Annotated in this window: 6 protein-coding genes; 1 reads left to right on the top strand and 5 read right to left on the bottom strand. The window is 44.4% G+C overall.

What is annotated here, in order from left to right; genetic code table 11:
* Window positions 1-64: 64 nt before the first annotated feature.
* From DP114_RS20470 to DP114_RS20490, 5 genes are all read right to left on the bottom strand, one after another.
* Window positions 65-1342 (bottom strand): MFS transporter, encoded by a 1278-nt coding sequence (locus DP114_RS20470; protein WP_171976990.1) that lies wholly within the window; start codon window positions 1340-1342, stop codon window positions 65-67.
* Window position 1343: 1 nt separating this feature from the next.
* A complete protein-coding gene (locus tag DP114_RS20475) occupies window positions 1344-5825 on the bottom strand; it encodes a non-ribosomal peptide synthetase family protein (protein WP_171976991.1) in 4482 nt (1493 codons plus the stop codon).
* A 29-nt stretch (window positions 5826-5854) separates the two neighbouring features.
* Entirely contained in the window at window positions 5855-9115 is a 3261-nt protein-coding gene (locus DP114_RS20480; RefSeq protein ID WP_171976992.1) for a non-ribosomal peptide synthetase, read from the bottom strand.
* The gene (locus DP114_RS20485; protein ID WP_171976993.1) at window positions 9105-17927 is read right to left on the bottom strand and encodes a non-ribosomal peptide synthetase; all 8823 of its coding nucleotides are present in this window, start codon (window positions 17925-17927) and stop codon (window positions 9105-9107) included. Before DP114_RS20485 ends, DP114_RS20480 begins: the two co-directional genes overlap by 11 nt.
* Before the next feature lie 738 nt (window positions 17928-18665).
* A complete protein-coding gene (locus DP114_RS20490; protein ID WP_171976994.1) occupies window positions 18666-18959 on the bottom strand; it encodes a hypothetical protein in 294 nt (97 codons plus the stop codon).
* Between the two features lie 54 nt (window positions 18960-19013).
* On the opposite strand from DP114_RS20490, the gene DP114_RS20495 reads away from it, so the two are divergent.
* Complete coding sequence (locus tag DP114_RS20495) at window positions 19014-21629, top strand: TonB-dependent siderophore receptor (protein ID WP_246162606.1); 2616 nt, start codon at window positions 19014-19016, stop codon at window positions 21627-21629.
* Window positions 21630-21637 lie beyond the last annotated feature (8 nt).

A 21637-nucleotide genomic window follows, 5' to 3' on the forward strand; every position in this document is an offset into this window, starting at 1 on the left:
AACTTATTTAACACAAAATTCAGAGGAATATCAGAATTTTTTTTGGCTGTCACGCATTTGCAGGTCAAGCATCTGGTAATTGCTCCTCTAGTAGCCGTAAAGGTAAATATAGATAGCCCCCAGCTGTTGCTAGCATAGTGAGCATTCCGATCACAACAAACAACAAACCAATGCCGTGTCCTGGCCCCACGCCGATAATCCGTCCTATGCTTCCAGCCAATGGTCCAGAGACAGCAAGCAAGGGCTCGAAGACTTGATCGACTAATGGTCCTGCAATCAGATAGCCAAGCGGTAGGGATGCCAAAGCGAGCATACTTCGCACAGCAAACACTCGTCCCTGGACAGCAGGTGCGACTTTGCTCTGCCAGATGGCTTGGTCGCAGCCATTGATCATCGACACCCCAAAATAGTATATAAAGGCAGCAGCAAAGAAGACCGGGACAGAGGGCATAAGCCCCGCAAGTAGTATAGACAGCCCACCTGATAGTGTAAAGCCGAACACACTAAGGATGCGCTTCTTTGGTCCGCCCCAAGCACTCATCACCAGACCACCAACCAACATCCCGCTTCCACCAATTGACAGCACAGTGCCAAGTACAGTAGCCGAAGCAAAAGCTAGTACCAGTGGTGTAACTAGTACACTGACAACTCCTATGAAGAAATTAATGACAGCAAAGAAAATTAACAGTCCAAGTAGTCCGGGACGAGCAGTAATGTATGTCCATCCATAAGTAAACTCCCGCAGTCGCCAACTCTGCCTCACTTCATCCTCTGGGGTAGTTTTCGGCTTAGGAAATCGGACGAGCAGCAGCGTTACCAGAGAAAAAAGGAAACTAACGCAGTCAATCAGGATTACACCCTGAATCTGAATAGTGACAACCAGCGCACCTGCTAACATCGGTGAGAGCAGCCGTGAAGCTGCCTCTGCAAGTTGCACCATACCATTGGCACGACCAAGGTGTTGCTTTGGGACAAGCATCGTAGTTGCAGCAGCATAGGCTGACCACTGGAAAGCGCTAAAGATTGAACTGACTGCTACAGCCACGTAGATGTGCCAAACTTCAAGCTTACCAGAAAAGAGCAATAGCGCAATAGCTAGGGTACTCAGCCCTGCTCCTGCATCGCTGAGTATCATGCAAGAGCGTCGGTTCCACCGATCTACAAGCACACCAACCACTGGTGAGATCAAGATGCTCGGGAGCATAGCAAACAGAGAAATGAGTGCAAATTGCGTGACTGAGCCAGTATTCTGGTATACCCAGACACCTAGAGCAAATCGAGTCAGCCCAGAGCCAATCAGTGAAATAAGCTGCCCAAACCAGATAAGGGTAAATACTCGCATTCTACATGTGTGGGTGATTCAGGAAACCACTACGAGTGAAGTAACCAAAGTAGCTATTTAAAAGTTTGTCATCTATCGCAGGACAGATAATAGAAGTATCTGCTAACTTATCAAGTGTGTTTTTGCAATCGAACTGTGTCATTCTTGATTGAGAAAGATTTTCTTCGATGGATATCTGATTTTTAGATCTATTTTCAGGAAATAAAGGCAAAAGGGAATACAACGTGGGATCTGGAGAATATTTTGCAGCAGTTATCAACTCCTGTCGCCATTCATCATACGCAACTAGCCGCAGTGGATAGCCATAAGAACATACCAACTTGATCAGTTCTTCCAGTTTAATTGGGTGAGGATTGAGCAAGTGAAAAACTTCCTCAATGGATTCTTTTTGCTGAGATAAATAAATGATGGCTTGACTTACGTAGTCTACAGGTGTCATGTCCACCAAACCATCCATTTTTGGCACACTACCAAGCTGAATACAGCACTTAATCATGCTGCACATAAAATCATTTGTGTTCCAGATCCCTGTTTTGCTGTTTCCTGTTATCCTTCCCAGTCGGTGGATAGTTACAGGAAGTCCTCTAGAACGTGCGATCGCTACTAATTTTTCCGCCACCCATTTACTCTGAGCATAGCCACTTTGGAGAATTCCATCATGTTCCAAAGAGTCTTGTTCGCGAAATACTTGTACGTCAGAATCGCTCTGTGCGGGAAAAACAGAAAGGGTAGAAACGTAATGCACAGGCTTAACTTTGATTAAACTTGCCAATCTCAAGACTTCCTGCGTTCCGAGAACATTAGCCGCCTTCAGTTGCTCGTATGGATAAACAAAATTAACTAAAGCACCATTGTGATAAATAACATCTATCTTATTTGCTAGTAGTAGAAATTGTTCTTCAGAAAGTCCAAAAAATGCCTGAGATAAATCTCCCATCATCGGGATGATTCTGGAACTGAAATGTTCGTTCCCAAGTGAATACATTTCCAAGTTTTTGCAGAGCTTATTTTTGCCTTCTTCAGCATTTGCAGCACGTACCAAGCAATAGACATCTGCTTGAGTTTTTTGGAGAAGTTCATCAAGTAAAAAAGCTCCCAAAAAACCTGTAGCTCCGGTTAAGAAGATATTAGCAGGCTCAGTTGTATACTCCCTTTGAATAGCTTCAGGACGAATTGTGGGATCGAGAACAGCTTCGACTTTCAGCTGTGCAACAGTTTTCCCGCCACTAGTATCAGAACCTGTGTTTTTAACCCTCTCAATACTTTCGGCTAGGCTGGCTACGGTAGGCATTTCAAACAAACTACGCAAGGGTAGCTCTACTTGAAAAGTTTCTTGCACTCGAAAAATCAGCTGAGTCAGTAGTAAGGAATGACCACCTAAATCAAAAAAGTTATCATTAATACCAAGTTGTTCCAGACCAAGTAACTCAGACCAAATTATCGCTAACTGTTCCTCAGTTGATGTACGTGGCGCTACGTAAATTGTGGTATGATCACAGCGGGTTTGCTCAGCTATTGGTAGCGCTGTGCGGTCTACTTTGCCGTTAGGAGTGAGTGGTAGTGCTTCTAGCATCACAAAGACTTTTGGCAGCATATATTCGGGCAACTTATCCCTGAGAAAGCGGCGTAGTTCACTGCTCTTCGGAAATGGCTTTTGCTTTGGAACCACATAAGCCATTAAGTATTGGTTGCCCGTAGCGTCTTGTTGAGCTATGACTACAGTTTCCCTAACCTCTGAGTGTTGCGTCAGTACCACTTCAATTTCTCCAAGTTCGATGCGGAAGCCGCGCACCTTCACCTGATTATCAATGCGATCGAGAAACTCAATGTTACCGTCTCTTAGATAACGCACTAAATCCCCAGTCTTGTAAAGGCGATTAAATTTTGAATTTTGTATCTCCTGCCCAGACGCTGAGTCCTTCGGGCATATTTTGAATTTTGAATTGTTAAAGGGGTTAGGAATAAATTTTTCTTCAGTTAAGTCTGGGCGATTCAAGTAACCTCGTGCTAAACCAACACCGCCAATGTAGAGTTCACCCTGGATGCCAATGGGGACTGGCTGTAGGTTTTTATCCAGCACGTACACTTGAACATTACGAATAGGCTTGCCAATGGGTACTCCTGACAATGTAATATCTGAAGAAAAGCTAGCTTTTGGTAACTTGTAAATTGTGGTTACTACAGTTGCCTCTGTAGGACCGTATCCGTTGAATAACTGCGGGTAGTCACTTACATACTTTTGCCACATTTTTACTCGTTCTGGAAGTACCCGTTCTCCCCCAATAATTACTAAACGTAATGATTCAGGTAGTTTTAGCTGTGTCGTTGTTAATTCAAAAGTCAGATGATGCCAGTATGCTGTGGGTAAATCTAATACCGTTATTTCCCATCCCCGACATTGTTTGAGGAAATTAGGTATATCAATTAACATCTGTTCGTTACGTAGTACTAGCGTACCACCACAGATCAGGCAGGGATAAATTTCTTCGACTGCTGTATCGAAACTGATAGAGGCAAACTGTAGTATGCGATCGCATTCGGTAAGCCCATATTCAACAATTGCCGCCTCAGTGAAATTCCTTAAAGACTGATGTTGAATCATCACTCCTTTTGGTTTGCCTGTAGAACCTGATGTGTAAATGACATATGCTAAATTTTCCGGTGTAGCATCACTGACGAGATTCTCTTCACTCTCGTGAGAAATGACTTCCCAGTCTGTATCCAAGCAAACTACATGCAGTCCATCAAACTTTTTTTCTACCAGCAAATGCTTCTGAGTCAAGAGGATTGGCACTTGTGAATCTGATAACATCCAACTCAAGCGCTCTTGGGGATAAGTGGGATCTAAGGGTACATAAGCCCCACCAGCTTTGAGGATGCCCAACAAAGCGATCACCAGAGATGGTGATCGCTCTACACAAATGCCCACCAGCACTTCTGGCCCCACACCAAGCGAATCTAAGTAACGCGCTAGCTGATTTGCCTTGGCGTTCAGTTCCCGGTATGTTAACTGTTGGTTTTCAAAAACGACTGCAACGGCATCCGGTGTCTGCTCTACTTGAGTTTCAAACAGTTCATGGATGCACAAGTCTTGCAAAATTTCTGTTTGTGTGCTATTCCACTTTACCAACAGAGTCTGCCGTTCTGCTTCTGTCAAAATTGACAAGTCACTGAGGCGCTGGTCGGGATTAACCACAATACTTTCGAGCAAAGTTTGGAAATGCCCCACCATTCTATTAATAGTGGCTGCTTCAAACAGGTCGGTGTTGTATTCTAGATTCCCGATCAGTCCCTGCTGTGTATCTGTCATAGATACAGACAAGTCAACCTTAGCTGTTTTGCTGTCAACCATCAGAGGACTCAGCGTAAGTTCTGGCAACTCCAAGGGTGGCATCGGTGCATTTTGCAGGACAAACATCACCTGAAACAGTGGTGTATGGCTGAGGCTGCGTTCAGGCTGTATTTCTTCTACCAGCTTCTCGAAGGGCAAGTCTTGATGGTCAAATGCCCCTGATGTTACTTCCTGTACTCGTAAAAGCAACTGCCGAAAACTGGGGTTATCTCCAAGGTCGGTACGCAGAACAAGGGTGTTAACGAAGAACCCAATCAATCCTTCGATTTCGGGGCGATTACGGTTAGCAGTAGGTGAACCGACTATGATGTCCCCTTCTCCTGTATAGCGGTAGAGTAATGTTTTGAATGCTGCCAGCAGAGTCATAAACAAGGTGATTCCTTCTTGCTGGCTAAGAAGCTTGAGCGCCTGCGATAAATCAGAGGACAATGAAAAAGACTGAGTTGCACCTTGAAAATTCTGGACTGCCAATCTCGGACGGTCTGTGGGCAATTCCAGAACAGGCAAAGAACCTGCTAGCTGTTGTTTCCAGTAGTCCAAATGAGTCTTGAGTACCCTTTGTTGCAACCACTGCCTCTGCCAGATAGCATAGTCAGCGTACTGTATGGGCAGTTCGGGAAGTTGCGAAGCAGTCCCGGTAGAAAAGGCTTTGTAGAGTGCTGTCAGTTCTCGGATGAAAACCCCAAGCGACCAACCATCAAAGATAATATGGTGTAGTGTCAGCAATAGGACATATTCTTGCTCGCCTAATTGTAGCAAGGTGACAAGCAGTAACGGATCGCGTGCCAGGTCAAAAGGATGTTCTGCTTTCTGGGTAATCAGTCGCTGGACTTCAGCAGCGCGGTCTACTTCTGACCATTTGCTCAGGTTGATCGCAGCTATGACTATTGATCGGCTTTTGGCAATGACTTGTACCGGACTCCCATCCACCGTGGTAAAGTTAGTACGCAGTATTTCATGGCGAGTGACGATGGTCTCAAAAGCCTGTTGCAGAGCTTTTACCCTCAAATTCCCACTTATCCGCAACCCATAGGTCATGTTATATACTGGGCTATTCGGCTCTAGCTGATGCAAAAACCACAGTCGCTGCTGGGCAAAAGATGTAGGAAAAACAAACAGTTCCTCTGTCATTGTGCTTTTACAAGTCCTTGTTGTGAATTTCAGACACCATCGGTAGTGCTGTCCATTGATGCCTGCATACGGTATTGCTCACGAGACACTGGTCGTATTGCGGGTATCCGCAGTTCTTCAGCCGTCTTAATAAGTTGGGAAAGTTCGTAAATTGTCGGATTTTGGGTAAACTCTTGCAAAGAGAAACTTAATCCTCGGTCATTGGCTCTGGATAATACTTGAATACTGCGCAGAGAATCTCCTCCCAGCTTTAAGAAGTTGTCGTGAATGCCCACTTGTTCTACACCAAGAACTTCTGACCAAATCTCTGCTAGTGCTACTTCGATTGGAGTGCTAGGTGGGACAAATGCTGCTTCCAGATTTGGTCTTTCTTGGTCGGGGATGGGAAGCGCTTGACGATCTACCTTACCATTGGGTGTCAGTGGTAGCGCCTTCAGCATCACGAACACTGAAGGCAGCATATACTCTGGCAAGCGATTTTTCAAGAAGCTACGTAAGTCATCAACTGTGGGTATTTGCTCCTTTTCTGGGACAATATAAGCTACTAAACGCCGATGAGTGTGGATATCTTCTTGGGCGACGACTATCGCTTCTTGCACAGCCGAGTGTTGATTTAGAACAGCTTCAATTTCAGTGATCTCAATGCGGTACCCTCGAATCTTGACCTGCTGATCGAGACGACCGAGAAACTTAATGTTTCCATCCGGGAGGTAACGCCCTAAATCCCCAGTTTTGTAGAGGCGTGCGTTTGGTTCATCGCTAAACGGATTGGGAATGAACTTTTGGGCAGTTAGTTCAGGACGGTTAAGATAGCCCTTAGCCAGACCGAAACCACCAATATGTACCTCACCCGATACACCAATGGGTACTGGTTGGAGATGAGAATCCAATAAATAAATCTGGGTGTTAGCAATTGGGCGACCAATTGGCACAGGATTTTTCAAATCATGATTTTGACAATTGTATACACTGCTCCAAACCGTTGCTTCTGTTGGACCATACTCATTAAATAAAGATGTCTGGGGTAGTAATTCACGGTGTTGCTTAACAAGCTCTTTTGGACAGGATTCTCCAGCGACAATTACGGTTTGCAGGCTAATTAGTTGCTGTGGTTGGGCTTGCTCTAAAATCAGCTTATAGAGAGATGGCAGACATAATAAATGAGAAATTTGTTGTTGAGCGATCGCCTCTATAATCTGTTTAATATCTAGTTGCCAATTTTCTGGTAAAACGGAAACAAAACCACCTTGACAAAGTGTCCAAAAAATGCAAGCAACAGAACTATCGAAAGCAAAAGGTGAAGTTAACAGAAAGCCTGTTACAGGTTGATCGTAGTAACAGATGCGAGCAGTTGTGGAGTGAACTAAGTTTTGATGCGTAACCTGCACTCCTTTGGGTTGTCCTGTAGATCCAGAAGTATAAATTAAGTAGACCAGGTTATCAGGAATGACTTCTGTTTTAGGATTCTCATCACTTTCTTGGGTAATTGCATCCCAAAGAGTATCTAAGCAAAGTACTTGCGCCCCAATATCCGGTAACTTTTTCACCAACTGTTCTTGAGTCAATACTACTGACACCTGAGAATCTTCCAGCATATAAGCCAGTCGCTGATTTGGATAAGTTGGATCAATTGGTACATACGCTCCTCCAGCTTTGAGAATAGCTAGTATACCTACCAGCATTTCCCAAGAACGTTCTACGCAAATCGCTACTAATACATCCGATCCAACTCCCAAAGCCTGAAGATGGTGTGCTAGTTGATTGGCTCTGGTGTTCAGTTCTTGGTAAGTGATTTGCTGCTTTTTAAACACCACAGCTACGTTTTCCGGGGTACGTTCTGCCTGTTCCTCAATTAATTGGTGGATACACTTGTCGTTAATATAATCTCTTCTTGTATTGTTAAATTCAACGAGCAGTTGTTGTCGCTCGACATCACTAATCAATTGTTCTGGATTGTTAACAATACTCTGTGTCAAAGCTGCCAGTGTAGTGTTGGGATCGGCAACTATATTATTGAGCAGTGCTGCGACATGACTTAACATTCTGGCTACCGTTACGGTGCTGAAGTAGCGTAAGTCATAAAATATATTTAACGATAACTGCGACCAAGGTTTAACTAAGAAAACAAGAGGATAGTTAGAGTTAATAACAGAACGAACATTGTCAATCCTCAAGTTTCCTGTAGGTAAGCTAGAGATATTTACTGAGGAGTTTTCAAATACCAAAATACTCTCAAATAAAGGCATCCCTGGGGGTACTTCACTCCAATTCTGGATTTGGACTAGAGGAGTACACTCGTATTTACGTATATTCAGCTGCTGGAACTGAAGTTCTTTTAACCAAGACAGGAGCGAAGCTTCACCAGACACGAGTAAGCGCGTTGGTAGGGTGTTGATAAAGACTCCCACCATAGAGGAAACCCCTGGTAGGGTGGGCGGACGACCAGATACAACAGTTCCGTAAACGACATCTGCTTCACCACTGTAATAACTCAACAACAAAGCCCAAACCCCTTGTATGAAGGTGTTGAGCGTCAAATGGTGTTGTTGCGCTAAAGACTTGAGTGCTTCTGTGGTTGCTAGCGACAGCTGGACTTGTTGTTGACTGAAACCTTGGTGCTGATCAAGGGAGTCATTGGCTATCCAGTCTCCTACTAAAGGAGTTGGTGTTGTGAAGCCCTGAAGAACTTTTCGCCAGAAGACCTCAGCCTCCGATAAATCCTGCTGCTTCAGCCAAGCAATGTAGTCCCGATAGAGACGGCTTGGTTGCAATTGGAGAATTTGATTTTGGCAAAGCGCCTCGTAGACGCAAAAAAATTCCTTGAGGATGGTGTTAACACACCACGCATCCAGTACCAAGTGACAAATACTCCAGATAAATTGGTAAGTGTCCACATTAGTCTGGATTAAAATGAGCCGCATTAAGGGTGGTTTAGCAAGCTCAAAGCTATGTTTGCGGTCTGCTTCCAGGTAAATTTGTAGTTGCGCTTCCTGCTCAGCAGTTGAGAGCTTAAGCCAATCATACTGCTGTATCGATAGTTTAGCTTGTTGGTGTACTATTTGAACTGGTTGATTTAGACCTTGCCATACAAAAGCTGTCCTCAAACTCGGATGTCGGTCTACTATTTGCTGCCAAGCCTGCTCAAAAGCTGCGATATTGAGAGTGCCATGCAAGGTACATAGCGTCTGCTCAAAATACATCCTGGAATCTGGAGCAGAGAGGATGTGAAACAGCATACCCTGTTGGGTAGGTGAGAGTGTGTAGATGTCCTCTATATTTTTAGCTTCCATATCTAGGGATTTCTGTGTTGTTCATAAAAAGCTTATTTAGTTCTTCTTGAGTTAACTCAGCTTCTGGAAAATCTGAGGGTGTGAAGCTTGGCGTATCAGTGGACGAAAAATGAGTGATTGGCGATGCGGGCGTTAAGCTTCGCTTATCGCCAAAGGCGTATCGCTCTTGTTCCTGTGAAACCGAAATTGTCTCCACCACCATTGCTAATTCTGCAATTGTCAGATGTTCAAATAGCTGATTGATACTGAATTTCAACCCCGCTTCATAAGCTTTAGCCACAACTTGAATGCTCTGAATCGAATCACCTCCCAACTCTAAAAAGTTGTCGTGGATACCCAAGGGCTTAATTCCCAAAACCTGACTCCAGATTGTGGCTAGCGCTTCTTCCACTGGCGTGCGGGCTGCTACGTAAGTTTGCTCTGCTGTGCTTTTTTCCTCCATCGACATTTCTAGCTGGGATTGTACTTGCTCAGGTGCAGGCAAATGCCGACGATCAACCTTCCCACTGGGAGTCAATGGCAATTGTTCTAAGACAACAAAGGCACTAGGAATCATATATTCTGGTAACTTCTGCCGCAAGAAACTCCGCAATTCATTGGTTGCAGGTGCAGTTTTTTGCTTTGGCACTACGTAGGCAACTAAGCGTTTGCTACCTGATTCTTCTTCTCGAAGTATAACCACCGCTTCTACAACAACAGGATGTTGGAGTAACAGTGCTTCTATCGCCGTTAGTTCGATACGATACCCCCTGAGCTTAACCTGATTATCGATTCGCCCCAAGAACTCTATGTTTCCATCTAGTAGGTAACGCGCTAAATCTCCAGTTTTGTATAGGCGTGCATTCGGTTCCTCACTAAACGGATCAGCTATGAACTTTTGGGCAGTTAGCTCAGGTTGGTTAAGATAGCCCCTAGCCAGACCGAAACCACCAATATGCAGTTCACCAGGCACTCCAATTGGTACTGGTTGGAGGTGAGAATCCAGTAAATATATCTGAGTGTTAGCAATTGGGCGACCAATTGGCACAGGATTGTTCAAATCATGATTTTGACAATTGTAGACACTGCTCCAAACTGTTGCTTCTGTTGGACCATACTCATTAAATAAGGATGTATGGGGCAAGCTTAGGCGATGACGTTCCACTAACTCTGTGGAACAAGATTCCCCGGCAACAATGACACTGTGCAACCAGACAAGTAGATCCGGGTCTATAGTAACAAGTAGAGTACTGTAAAGTGAGGGAACACTCAACCAGTGTGAAACCTGATGTTGGGCAATCAGCTTGGTTAATTGCCAAATATCTCTCTGGGAACCCTCTCTTAACAGCACAAGTTTACCTCCTTGACATAAAGTCCAAAATATGCAACCAACTGAGCTATCAAAAGCGAAGGAGGGAATTAATAAGAAACTGGTAACGGGTTCTGGGTAATAAGCAATCCGCGCTCTTGTGGAGTGGACTAAGTTTTGCTGGGTAACGAGTACTCCCTTCGGTTGACCAGTGGAACCTGAGGTGTAGATGATGTAAGCTAGGTTTTCTAATGTGCTTGTAATGCTGGGGTTTTCTGGACTTTCCGGCGCTATGATGTGCCAATCTGAGTCTAGACAGACAGTCTGGGCGGTGTGTGCAGGTAAGTCTGCTACTAGCCGTGCCTGAGTCAGCAGGACTGGCACCTGAGCATCTTGCAGCATAAAAGCCAGGTTTTCTCGGGGATATGTTGGATCTATGGGTACGTAAGCTCCTCCTGCTTTGAGAATTCCTAAAATTCCCACAATCATTTCTAGAGAACGCTCGACACAGAGAGCCACCGGCACATCGGGGACTACTCCTAGACGCTGCAAATAATGGGCAAGGGCATTCGCTCGATGATTTAGCTGTTGGTAACTGAGTTGCTCACCTTCAAAGACGATGGCGATCGCATTAGGATTTTGTGCTGCCATAGCCTCAAAGTGTTGATGGATACAGCACTCTTGTGGATATTTGTTTGCGGTGTGATTCCACTCCACGAGCAACATCTGCCGTTGGCGATCGCCCAAAAGACATTGAGACTCATAACGTGCAAACGGCTGTACAGACATTGCTGTTAGCGTTTCAATAAAATAACTGCCAATAGTCTCTAACTGGGCATGGCTTATCTGTGTCAAGTCACACTCTAAATCGAGTTGTATGCAGTCTGAGGCATGATTGAGATTAAACTCAGACCGTAATGTAAAATGAGTTTCACCAAAACCCCTCGCCCCTAAAATTTCCAAATCTTGGAAAGTTTGCAAACTTTGATAAACATGAAAGTGAGTGTAGTTAAAGACAGTTTCCACCAAGGGCTGTAGAGCCTGACGCCCGACAAGTTGGTGTAAATCTGCGTAGGGATAACGTCTAAAGGGTAACAACTCTCGTTCGGCTACAAAGACCTGCTGCACCAACTCTAGCCAAGTTCCCCCCGTCAGTTGCAAACGGAAAGGAACTGTGTTCAAATGGATTCCTAAGGTTTTCTCACTGTCAGCCTCTTCCAAGCGTCCATTAGACTCAAGTCCTGTGAGGACATCACTCTCACCGCTTAACAAACTCATCACTCTGAGGTGTGCAGCTAACAAGATGTTTTTGAGGGGAACTTCTGCTAACCGAGCCAGTTTTTGCAATTTCTCGGAAAGCTCAGGAGAAATCGGGACATCCAAAAACCCAATTTTCGGTTTATCTGTGGTGCGGTGAGTCACTACCCAACGGGCTAGTTTTGTGGTGACGCAATCTGCTAATTTTTGCATCCAAAAGTTTTGAGAGTCAGGCGATCGCAATGTTGAACGCTCTAAGGCGACAAAATCTCGATAAGCAATTGTTAGGGGTGGTTCAATGACTTCACCTTTATTATTCAGCAAGGTATCATAATGGTGTAGCAATTCTGTCAGCAAACAAGCCTTGCTCCAGCCGTCAAGAATAGAAGTGTGACAACTAAAGGTGAGATAAAATGACTGATTCGTGAGGCGATGAATAAAAAAGCGAATAAATGGCGGACAAGACCAGTCAAAATTTTGTCTTTTTTCAGCTTTTATCCAGGTAGAAAGTGCTTGTTGTTGTTGCTCTGGTGATAAATCGCGCAAGTCCTCAACTTGAAAGGGAGCAGTGACTTGTTGATGAACTAACTGTAGGGGTTCGCTAAAGTTGGTCAGATCAAATGATGTCCGCAGGATGGGATGACGCTCCACAACCTGCTGTACGGCTTTTTGAAACAGTTCATTGTCTAGACGAACTTGCAAATTGTACAGGAAAATGTCATGGTACATTGGCTCCTCAGGCATAGACTGAGTGTGAAAAATTACCCCAGCCTGAACCCTAGCCAAAGGATAAGCATCTTCTACGCCTTGGGGTAGAAGATGCCGTTCTGCGTGAGAAATCAGGCTAAATGGCTCTGTTTTCTGAGTAACTAAACCACTGGGTTCGACAAAGGTAATTTCTTGTGCCAGAGATTCGATGGTCTGATGCTGGAAAATTTGTGCCAAGGAGAAGCTTAAACCTTTTGCAGTGGCTTTAGCTAACACTTGAATGCTACGAATCGAATCCCCTCCCAACTCAAAAAAGTTGTCGTGAATGCCCACCTGTTCAATGTCCAACACCTCTGCCCAAACCTCTGCCAATGTCTGCTCTTGTGGAGTGCGAGGTGCGACAAAAGCTTTTTCTAACTCCGGTCTAGCTTTTCCAGGAGCTGGTAGCATTCGCCTGTCTACCTTACCATTTGCAGTCAAAGGAAGTGCATCCAGCAGGACGAAAGCCGCAGGAACCATGTAATCGGGGAACTGCTCTAAGAGAAAACGACGCAGTTCGGTAGTTGTGGGTGCTGGCTGATGACGGGTGACGCAATAAGCAACTAATTGCTGGTTCCTAGAGTCTGCCCGAGATGCAGCTAATTCTCCCTTGAGTAAGCGACGCAAACCAGTAATTGTTGATGAATTTTCTACGTCAACCAGTGGTGTAAAGTCTCGGTGTTGTTCCCTCCTCTCAATTTCTCTCATCAAGACAACAACCTCGCGCAATGCTGGGTGTTGACTCAATACCGCTTCAATCTCTCCTAACTCAATGCGGAACCCTCGCAACTTAACTTGATCGTCGAGTCGTCCCAGATACTCAATGTTGCCATCAGGAAGGTAACGCGCCAAATCCCCAGTTTTATAAAGGCGTGTCCCAAGCTTATCACTAAAGGGATTGGGAATAAATTTCAGAGCTGTTAGTTCTGGCTGGTGAAGATAACCCCTAGCTAAACCCACACCGCCAATGTGTAGTTCCCCCGGTACGCCAACAGGCACTGGTTGCAAGTGATTATCTAGCAGATAAATTTGCGTATTGGCAATGGGGCGACCAATGGGGACAGTGTATTTAGGATTCTCACGCTCACAAGCCCAAAATGTGACATCAATAGCTGCTTCCGTTGGTCCGTATAAATTGTGGAGGTCTGCATCCAAACGCGCAAAAAATTGTTCTTGTAGTTTGAAAGGTAGTGCTTCCCCACTGCACATTACCTGCCTCAAGCAGTAACAAGTTTCCACACCAGGTTCCTCAAGAAACACTTGCAACATTGAAGGAACAAAATGTAGCGTGGTGATTTGCTGCTCTTTTATGATCTCAACGAGGTAAGCGCTATCTTGATGACCTCCTGGTCGAGCTACCACGCTTACTGCTCCGGTAGTCAAAGGCCAGAAGAATTCCCAAATCGAGACATCAAAGCTAAATGGTGTTTTTTGCAACACTCTATCTACTGTTGTCAGTTGATAGGTTTCCTGCATCCAGGAGAGACGATTGCAAATTCCTCCATGAGTGTTCATTACCCCCTTTGGTTTGCCAGTCGAGCCAGAGGTGTAAATGACATAAGCTAAATTATCAGTTGTCACCTGGCTAACTGGGTTGTCCACACTATCACTAGCCCGGGCCTCATTGTTTTTGTCCACCAAGACCACTTTTGCCCGATGCTCAGGCAAAGCTGTGAAAAATTTCTCTTGAGTCAACAACACTGAAACTTGGGCATCTTTCAGCATGAAAGCTAGACGTTCTTGAGGATAGCTGGGATCTAGAGGAACGTAAGCTCCTCCAGCCTTGAGAGTCGCTAAGATACTCACCACCATCTCTGGTGAACGCTCTAGGTAGATGCCAACCAACACCTCTGGCTCTACTCCCAAAGTTTGCAGATGGTGTGCTAACTGGTTTGCCCGTTGATTTAACTCAGTGTAGGTGAGTTGTTCTTGTTCAAATACCACCGCCACTGCATCTGGTGTCTGCTGTACCTGAGCCTCAAATTGTTGATGGAGACAGGTAGCATGAGCATAATTTACTTGAGTAGCATTCCACTCTACTAATAATTGTTGTTGTTCTAATTCGGTGAGGAGTGGTAGAAAACAGATGTGCTGCTGTGAGTCAGCGACGATACCTTCTAGTAAGGTCTGAAAATGACCAGCTATTCGCGCAATAGTGGCAGCATCAAATAAGTCTGTGTTGTATTGCCAAGAAGCAGATAGTGTTTCATCCACAAGAGCCATCATTAGAGTGAGGTCGAACTGAGCAATTCGCTGTTCGAGGGCTAGGGACTCTAACTCTAGTTCCCCTAGTTTTATCCTTGCTCCTGTTTCCCCTAAAGCAAAAGCTGTCAAACCTGACTCGTTGAGGAGGTGCGCTTTCTGCAAAACAAACATCACTTGAAATAGTGGCGAACGACTGGGGTCTCGCACTGGTTGTAGTTGCTCAATCAGTCGTGCGAAGGGGTAGTCCTGGTGATCAAAAGCATCCAGTACACAGGAACGTACTTGAGCGAGAAACTCATCAAAGGTGGGATTTCCTGATAGATTGGCTCGCAAAACTACCGGATTCACGAAGTAACCCACCAGTCCTGCCACATCAGTTCGACTTCTGCCTGTTGTCGGGGAACCCACTAGTAGGTCTTCTTGACCTGTTTCGCGGTAAAGTAGCACTTGAAAGGCTGCTAGCATTGTCATGTAGAGAGTAACTCCACGTTTGCGGCTAAAATCTTGTAGCTTTTGAGTTAGTTCTGCACTCAGCTTGCAACCTAGAGAAGCCCCTCGATAGGTTTGAATGGCGGGACGTGGACGGTCAGTTGGCAAATTTAATACAGGTAACTCTCCTGCCAACTGCTTTTGCCAGTAGCGCCACAGCCGCTCACCTTCTGGACTTGCTAGCATTTTCGCCTGTTCCCGCACATAGTCGGTGTACTGCCAGAGCAAAGGAGGCAGGGTGACAGGTGTATTATTCTTTTGGGCTTGGTACAGTGTTCCCAACTCATCCACCAGCACGGTGAGGCTCCAGAAGTCTGCTACGATGTGGTGGACAACCAGCAGAAGAATGTGTTCTTGGGGTGAGCGAGTGAACAGACTCACTCGCATTAGGGGACTCTGCTCAAGATTGAAGGGACGGTACGCTTCTTTTAGCAGGCGATAGCTCAGAAATTCCTCATCCCATGTTGCTGCATCTTCCTGTTGAAACCACACCTCTACATGCTTGTGGACTTGCTGCATAGGTTGTCCGTCGGCATTTCTGAAAGTTGTACACAGCGAAGAATGGCGTTCTACTAAAGTCTGAAATGCTCGGTGCAAGGCGGCAATATCAAGTTCACCACAAATACGCACAGCATTGGCAATATTGTAAGCAGGACTCTCTGGTGCTAGTTGGTGTAAAAAGTACAGAGCTTGTTGACCGTAGGAAAGGGGATACTCAGTGATAGTTTCTTTAGCCGAGGCTGGATCACTTTTTGGTGCAGAAGCAACATTAGTTAATTGGGCAAGTACTGCGGTTGCTAATTGGTTGATACTGGAACTCCCCAGAAAGCTAGTCATCGGTAAGACTACACCCAAGTTAGTTTCAATGGTGTGCTGGAGTTCTATCGCCATTAAGGAATCGAGTCCCAGAGTGTTTAAGGGTTGCTGTGGGTTGACGAGTGAGGGGATTATTTTGAGAACCTGAGCGACTTGCTGCTGAAGATAACACGTTAACTGTAACTGACGCTCTTGTGGCTCTAATGCCAGGACTGCTGAATAAGTGAGGCTGGCTGTACTGACTGTAGTATGAGATTCTTCTAAAATGCTGCTGGCGACACTCTCCAAACTTCCCGCCAAAAAACTAGTTCGACAAGCATGGCGCTGAACCTTGCCACTAGAAGTTTTGGGGATACTCCCTGGTTTGAGCAGCAACAGTGCATAAACTTGCAGTTCATGTTCTTCTGTTACTGCTTGACGGATAGTTGCAATGACTTCCTCAGTCGCCAAATTCCGCAGGAAACTACGCTTAACTTCTTGGGCAATAACTAATCTCTCTTCGCCGCCAACATCAATTGCAAACGCTGCACTACCGCCTTGTTGCAGTGCTGGGTGGCTCTGCGCTACTGTCAGTTCAATGTCTTGAGGATAGTAGTTGCGTCCTCGGATAATAATTAGGTCTTTGAGTCGGCCAGTGACGAACAACTCACCATCTTTTAAAAATCCTAGATCCCCAGTACGTAAAAATGGGCCTTCACCTGTGTTTGCAAAATATGCTTGAAAGGTTTGCTCAGTCTGCTCTTGTCGATTCCAATAACCCTGAGCTACGCTGGCTCCAGATACCCAAATTTCTCCAATCTGTTCCGAAGTACATTGCTTGAGTGATTGTGGGTCAACAATTGCAATTTTCGTATCGAGCCATGAACGCCCACACCCTACTATGTGTCTAACTCTTTGATTATCGACTTGACTGCTGACGACTCGATTTTGTTTGAGTGCCTCTGCATCGATCGCACAATAAATTGGCTCATCTTTCACTAATCCTCCTGAAACCATCAGAGTAGTTTCAGCCATACCGTAACAGGGATAGAAGAAATTGCTACGGAAGCCATAGGGTTTGAAGGTAGATGCAAATTGCTCTAGAGTTTCTTTGCGAACTGGCTCAGCACCGTTGTAAGCACTAGACCAACTACTCAAATCAAGAGTTTCTCGTTGTTGGGGAGTCGTCTTGCTTACACAAAGGTCATAACCGAAGTTAGGACCGCCGCAATGAGTTGCCTGATAGTGGGAAATTGCCTTGAGCCATCGAATTGGTTGCTGAACAAAGGATGCTGGCGGCATTAAGACCCCTAGAAAACCTGTATACAAGGGTTGAATAACGCCGTCGAGCAATCCCATGTCATGAAAACTAGGTAACCAACTGACAGATACACTCTCAGATGTGAGTTCAAAAGCTGTCTTGATATACTCCGAGTTATGCAACAAATTCCCATGACTCACCATCACCCCTTTTGGTGTACCTGTAGAGCCTGAGGTGTATTGGAGAAACGCTAGTGTGTTGCTGTTGACAGATGGCTCCTGCCATGCATGTACTAAGTCGCTAGCAATCATATTGTCGGTAGCCAGCAACCGCAAAGTTTGTAAATTTGGATATTGGGCAAATTGTTGCTCAATGTTGGACAAGACAGTTGTGGTGGTTAGTGCGATTGCTGAGCGTGCATCCGCCACAACAGCTTGGAGTCGGGACAATGATTGGTTAGCCCGGGGTGGATAAGCGGGGACTGCAACAACCCCAGCATACAAACACCCGAAGAACGCCGCGATGAATTCCAAACCAGGCGGGTATAGCAGCAAAGCACGCTCTCCACCAACGACTCCATAACTTTGAAGCAAGGCAGCAATGATCCTCGCTTGATAATCGAGTTCACCGTAGGTAAGACAAGGTCCTTCTACCTCAGAATCAATCACAAAAGAATATGCTTTCTGCTCGGGTTGCTGGAGTGCTCGACTTTGGAGAAGTTCAACCAATGTAGAAAACTTAGCTGGTAGCTCGAAAAGGTTTTTGCCCATTTGCACACCTGCTTACATCTTATATTTTATAAATTTTTGCATTAACAATTTTCAACTCAAGTCTGCTGTATGCAACTGAATTAATGGTTGAATACAGTTTAGAGAATCTCAGTGATTGCTTGATTTCTACAACAGTGGCTTTTCTTAGAAAAACTTTTCTTCAGATGTAAAAAATATACACCTAAAATTTCATTTGATGAGACAACAAAACTAGATTTTCTTGAGCCTAAAAACAAACCTACCTTATCAACTTAGTTCCAAAAAAATATGTGCAGAAATTCAACATTTCAGAAAAGGGATGAGTTACCCATCTTAAAAGCTATTTCCTTGACTAGTTATACGTCATAGAAGCAAACGCATAACAGGTATAACCAAAAGTTATTCTAAGATCAGGAGCTGATCATCATTTGGATAATTAGAGGGAGCCAAAAGCCTCGTAAGCTTTTACATTGCCATAATTATCTATGCTCACTGCTAAGTTTTCTGGGAGACAAACCCTCCAAAATTGTTTTGAAAAACTTTTCTGCAACTCTATCAACATATAAACATATAATAAACTTTTCATTCTTAGCAAGAATAATCTTATCAAAAAATATTATCAATAAGTATTGATTCATAAAAATTCTTTATTTACAAGTGTGTAACTCGACTGATGAAAAAAATTTCTTCAATCCCCCCGATTTTGGGAAATGAATCATTATGTCGCTTGCACCGTTCGGCGAAGCTACAACGACAGGCTCAGTACAAGTCAGTCGAGCCGCTGATCTCACCGTCGAAGCCATAGCCTGTTTTAATTTGGAGTAGAGGAAAGTTTGACCAAGTTTGACAACCTGTCGTTTGACTTATATGGCTAGCTCGTTGATGATAAGAATTGCTTTTGTGCAACTCGACAACAATTAAATATATAAACATGACGTACAAATAGAGTCTTCGCTGAACCACCAATCGATTGAGTTTGGGAAACTTGAAGCTGGTGTAGGTCAACGATTCAAGCCCTATCAGGAGACACTCATGTTTTTCTGCGAGGTTCATGTTTTTCTCTAAATGTTATAGCTGCGATATGTCATTCAAGTGTGAGGAATTAGGGTGAAACAACAGAAACTATCCACCTGGATATGGCTGTTTACAGCTGTATCAGTCTTAGGGGCTTCCCCAGCACGTGCTGATGTTGTAAATGTCAGTGCTGTGCAACACAAAATCGGGACAACAAATGCAGCAGCACCCATAAAAGACATTCCTCGACTGAGTGAGATTCAGCGTCCCCACACCAGTGTTAAGGACTGGTTGACGCAACAGACTCAACAGAATCAAGTTATACAAATCACAAGAGTGCGCCTTTCTCAAACTGCTAACGGTTTGGAAGTGATATTAGAAACTTCTACATCTGATAAACTGCAAGTCGCAATTAAGAGTGAAGGTAATAACTTCATTGCGGATATTCCTAATGCTCAACTGCAGCTAACAAGTGGTAGTTCTTTCCGTCAACAAAAGCCTGTTGCGGGAATTACTGAAGTAACGGTGACTAATATAGACGCAAGTAGTATCCGGGTAACAGCGACAGGTGAGGGAAGTGTACCAAAAGTTGAGTTGGACGACAGCAATGAAGGTTTAATTTTTGTTTTCACGCCGGTGATATCCTCTACACCACAAACAGCTAAACCTAGTAATGAAAAACCATCCCAGTCGAGTCAAGAAGCAATTGAACTCGTTGTGACGGGTGAACAACAAGGATATAGTGTACCTGATGCCACAACTGGAATCCGGACAGATAATATACCATTACGTGATATTCCCCAGTCTATTCAAGTCATTCCGCGTCAGGTGATTGAAGACCGAAATGTTGTGCGTCTTTCAGAACTCGCGGATAATGTCAGTGGTGTACAACCCGAGCGTGGATATGGAGGTTTGTCTTCATTAGGGTTTCGGGTGCGCGGTTTTCTAACCAATTTTGAAACTTTACGCAATGGCTTCCCAGATTACGGTTACTTCAGTCCGCGAGATGTAGCCAATATTGAGCGCGTGGAGATTCTCAAAGGTCCGGCGGCGGTGGTTTATGGCGGTAGTCCGACACAGTATGCAGGTGGAAGTGGTGTTGTCAACTCCATTACCAAAAAACCCTTATCACAGCCTTATTACAACGGAAATGTCACTTATGGAAGTTACGAGTTTTTGCGTCCGACTTTAGATATTAGTGGACCGCTTACAGACGACAAATCAGTTTTATATCGTTTGAATGTCGCCTACGAAAGTGCTGACAGTTTCCGTGATTTTGTGGAGTATGACAGCTTCTTTATTTCGCCTGTTTTAGAGTTGAAGATAAGCGATCGCACCAAACTCACCTTTGAATACGAACACCAAAAATACAACTATACTTTTGATAATGGTTTTCCCATTGAGCCAGAAGTTCTCAAACTTCCTCGTAGTCGATTTTTAGGAGAACCCAATTTTGCCAATGGTGAAGTCACCTCTAACTCGTTTACATATAACTTTGAACATCAATTCAGCAACAACTGGAAGTTCCGCCAAGGATTTAATATTCTCAGTGCTAATTTGAATGACGCAAAGCAGGTCTCTCCTGGTTCTTTGCAAGATGACCGCCGCACTCTAGACCGTACTTTCTACGCTTCCGATGAAGAACACAAAAATATCACGCTACAAAACGAAATTTCTGGCAAATTTTCTACTGGCTCTATTCGCCATAATGTTCTGTTTGGGGTAGATTTAGCCCGAAATGTATTTAACTACATTTTTGCCCCAGACCTCGAATTACCCATAGATATTTATAACCCGCAATATGGTGGAACTCCTATTCCTGTAGAGGATGGTTCTCCCTTTGGTCGAAAAATTGTTTCTGAGAATGTAGGTTTATTCGCGCAGAATTTGATTGAGCTTCGACCGAATCTAAAATTGTTATTGGGTGGTCGCTTAGACTTTAACGATTACAGCACAAAAGACCGTGTGAGTGGCGATACTCTCAGCGAACAATCAAATACTCGTTTTTCACCACGAGTTGGAATTGTATATCAACCGAGTGATACGACTTCGCTTTACTTTAACTGGACAAACGGCTTTTCTCCTCAATTTCAAGCAAGAAGTCGGACAAACGAACAGTTCAAGCCACAAAATACCGAACAATTTGAGGTGGGGGTTAAACAAAATTTTCTCAAGGATAAACTTTCTGCAACTTTGGCATTCTTTCAAGTTACCAAGCAGAACGTACTCACACCAGACCCAGTAGACGACCTATTCAGTATCCAAACAGGAGAACAACGCAGCAGAGGTATTGAATTAGATATCGCAGGCGAAATATTACCAGGTTGGAAGGTTGTTGCTAACTATGCTTACATTGATGGTACAGTGACGAAGGACAATGTGATTCCTGTCAGAGACAGATTATTTGGCGTCCCAGAACACAGCGCTGGATTGTGGACAACTTATGAATTTCAGCGCGGTGGTTTGCAGGGGTTAGGATTTGGTGGTGGGTTGTATTTTGTCGGTGAGCAAGAGGTAGATTTACCGAATACATTTAAACTCTCAAGTTACATACGAGCTGATGCTTCCATCTTCTATCGGCGTCAAAATTATCGATTTGCAGTCAACTTCAAGAATATTTCTAATGTTAAGTATTATGAGGTTGATGGGTACAGTATTGACGCTGCATCACCATTTACGGTGTTGGGAACAGTGTCAGTTGAGTTTTAATTCCCAAA

The sequence above is a fragment of the Brasilonema sennae CENA114 genome (assembly GCF_006968745.1).
Lineage (GTDB): Bacteria > Cyanobacteriota > Cyanobacteriia > Cyanobacteriales > Nostocaceae > Brasilonema > Brasilonema sennae.

What these genes read in the sequence shown, in the direction of transcription:
- DP114_RS20470 (WP_171976990.1), bottom strand. Translation starts at nt 1,342, where the DNA reads ATGCGAGTATTTACCCTTATCTGGTTTGGGCAGCTTATTTCACTGATT.
- DP114_RS20480 (WP_171976992.1), bottom strand. Translation starts at nt 9,115, where the DNA reads ATGGAAGCTAAAAATATAGAGGACATCTACACACTCTCACCTACCCAA.
- DP114_RS20485 (WP_171976993.1), bottom strand. Translation starts at nt 17,927, where the DNA reads ATGGGCAAAAACCTTTTCGAGCTACCAGCTAAGTTTTCTACATTGGTT.
- DP114_RS20475 (WP_171976991.1), bottom strand. Translation starts at nt 5,825, where the DNA reads ATGACAGAGGAACTGTTTGTTTTTCCTACATCTTTTGCCCAGCAGCGA.
- DP114_RS20490 (WP_171976994.1), bottom strand. Translation starts at nt 18,959, where the DNA reads ATGAACCTCGCAGAAAAACATGAGTGTCTCCTGATAGGGCTTGAATCG.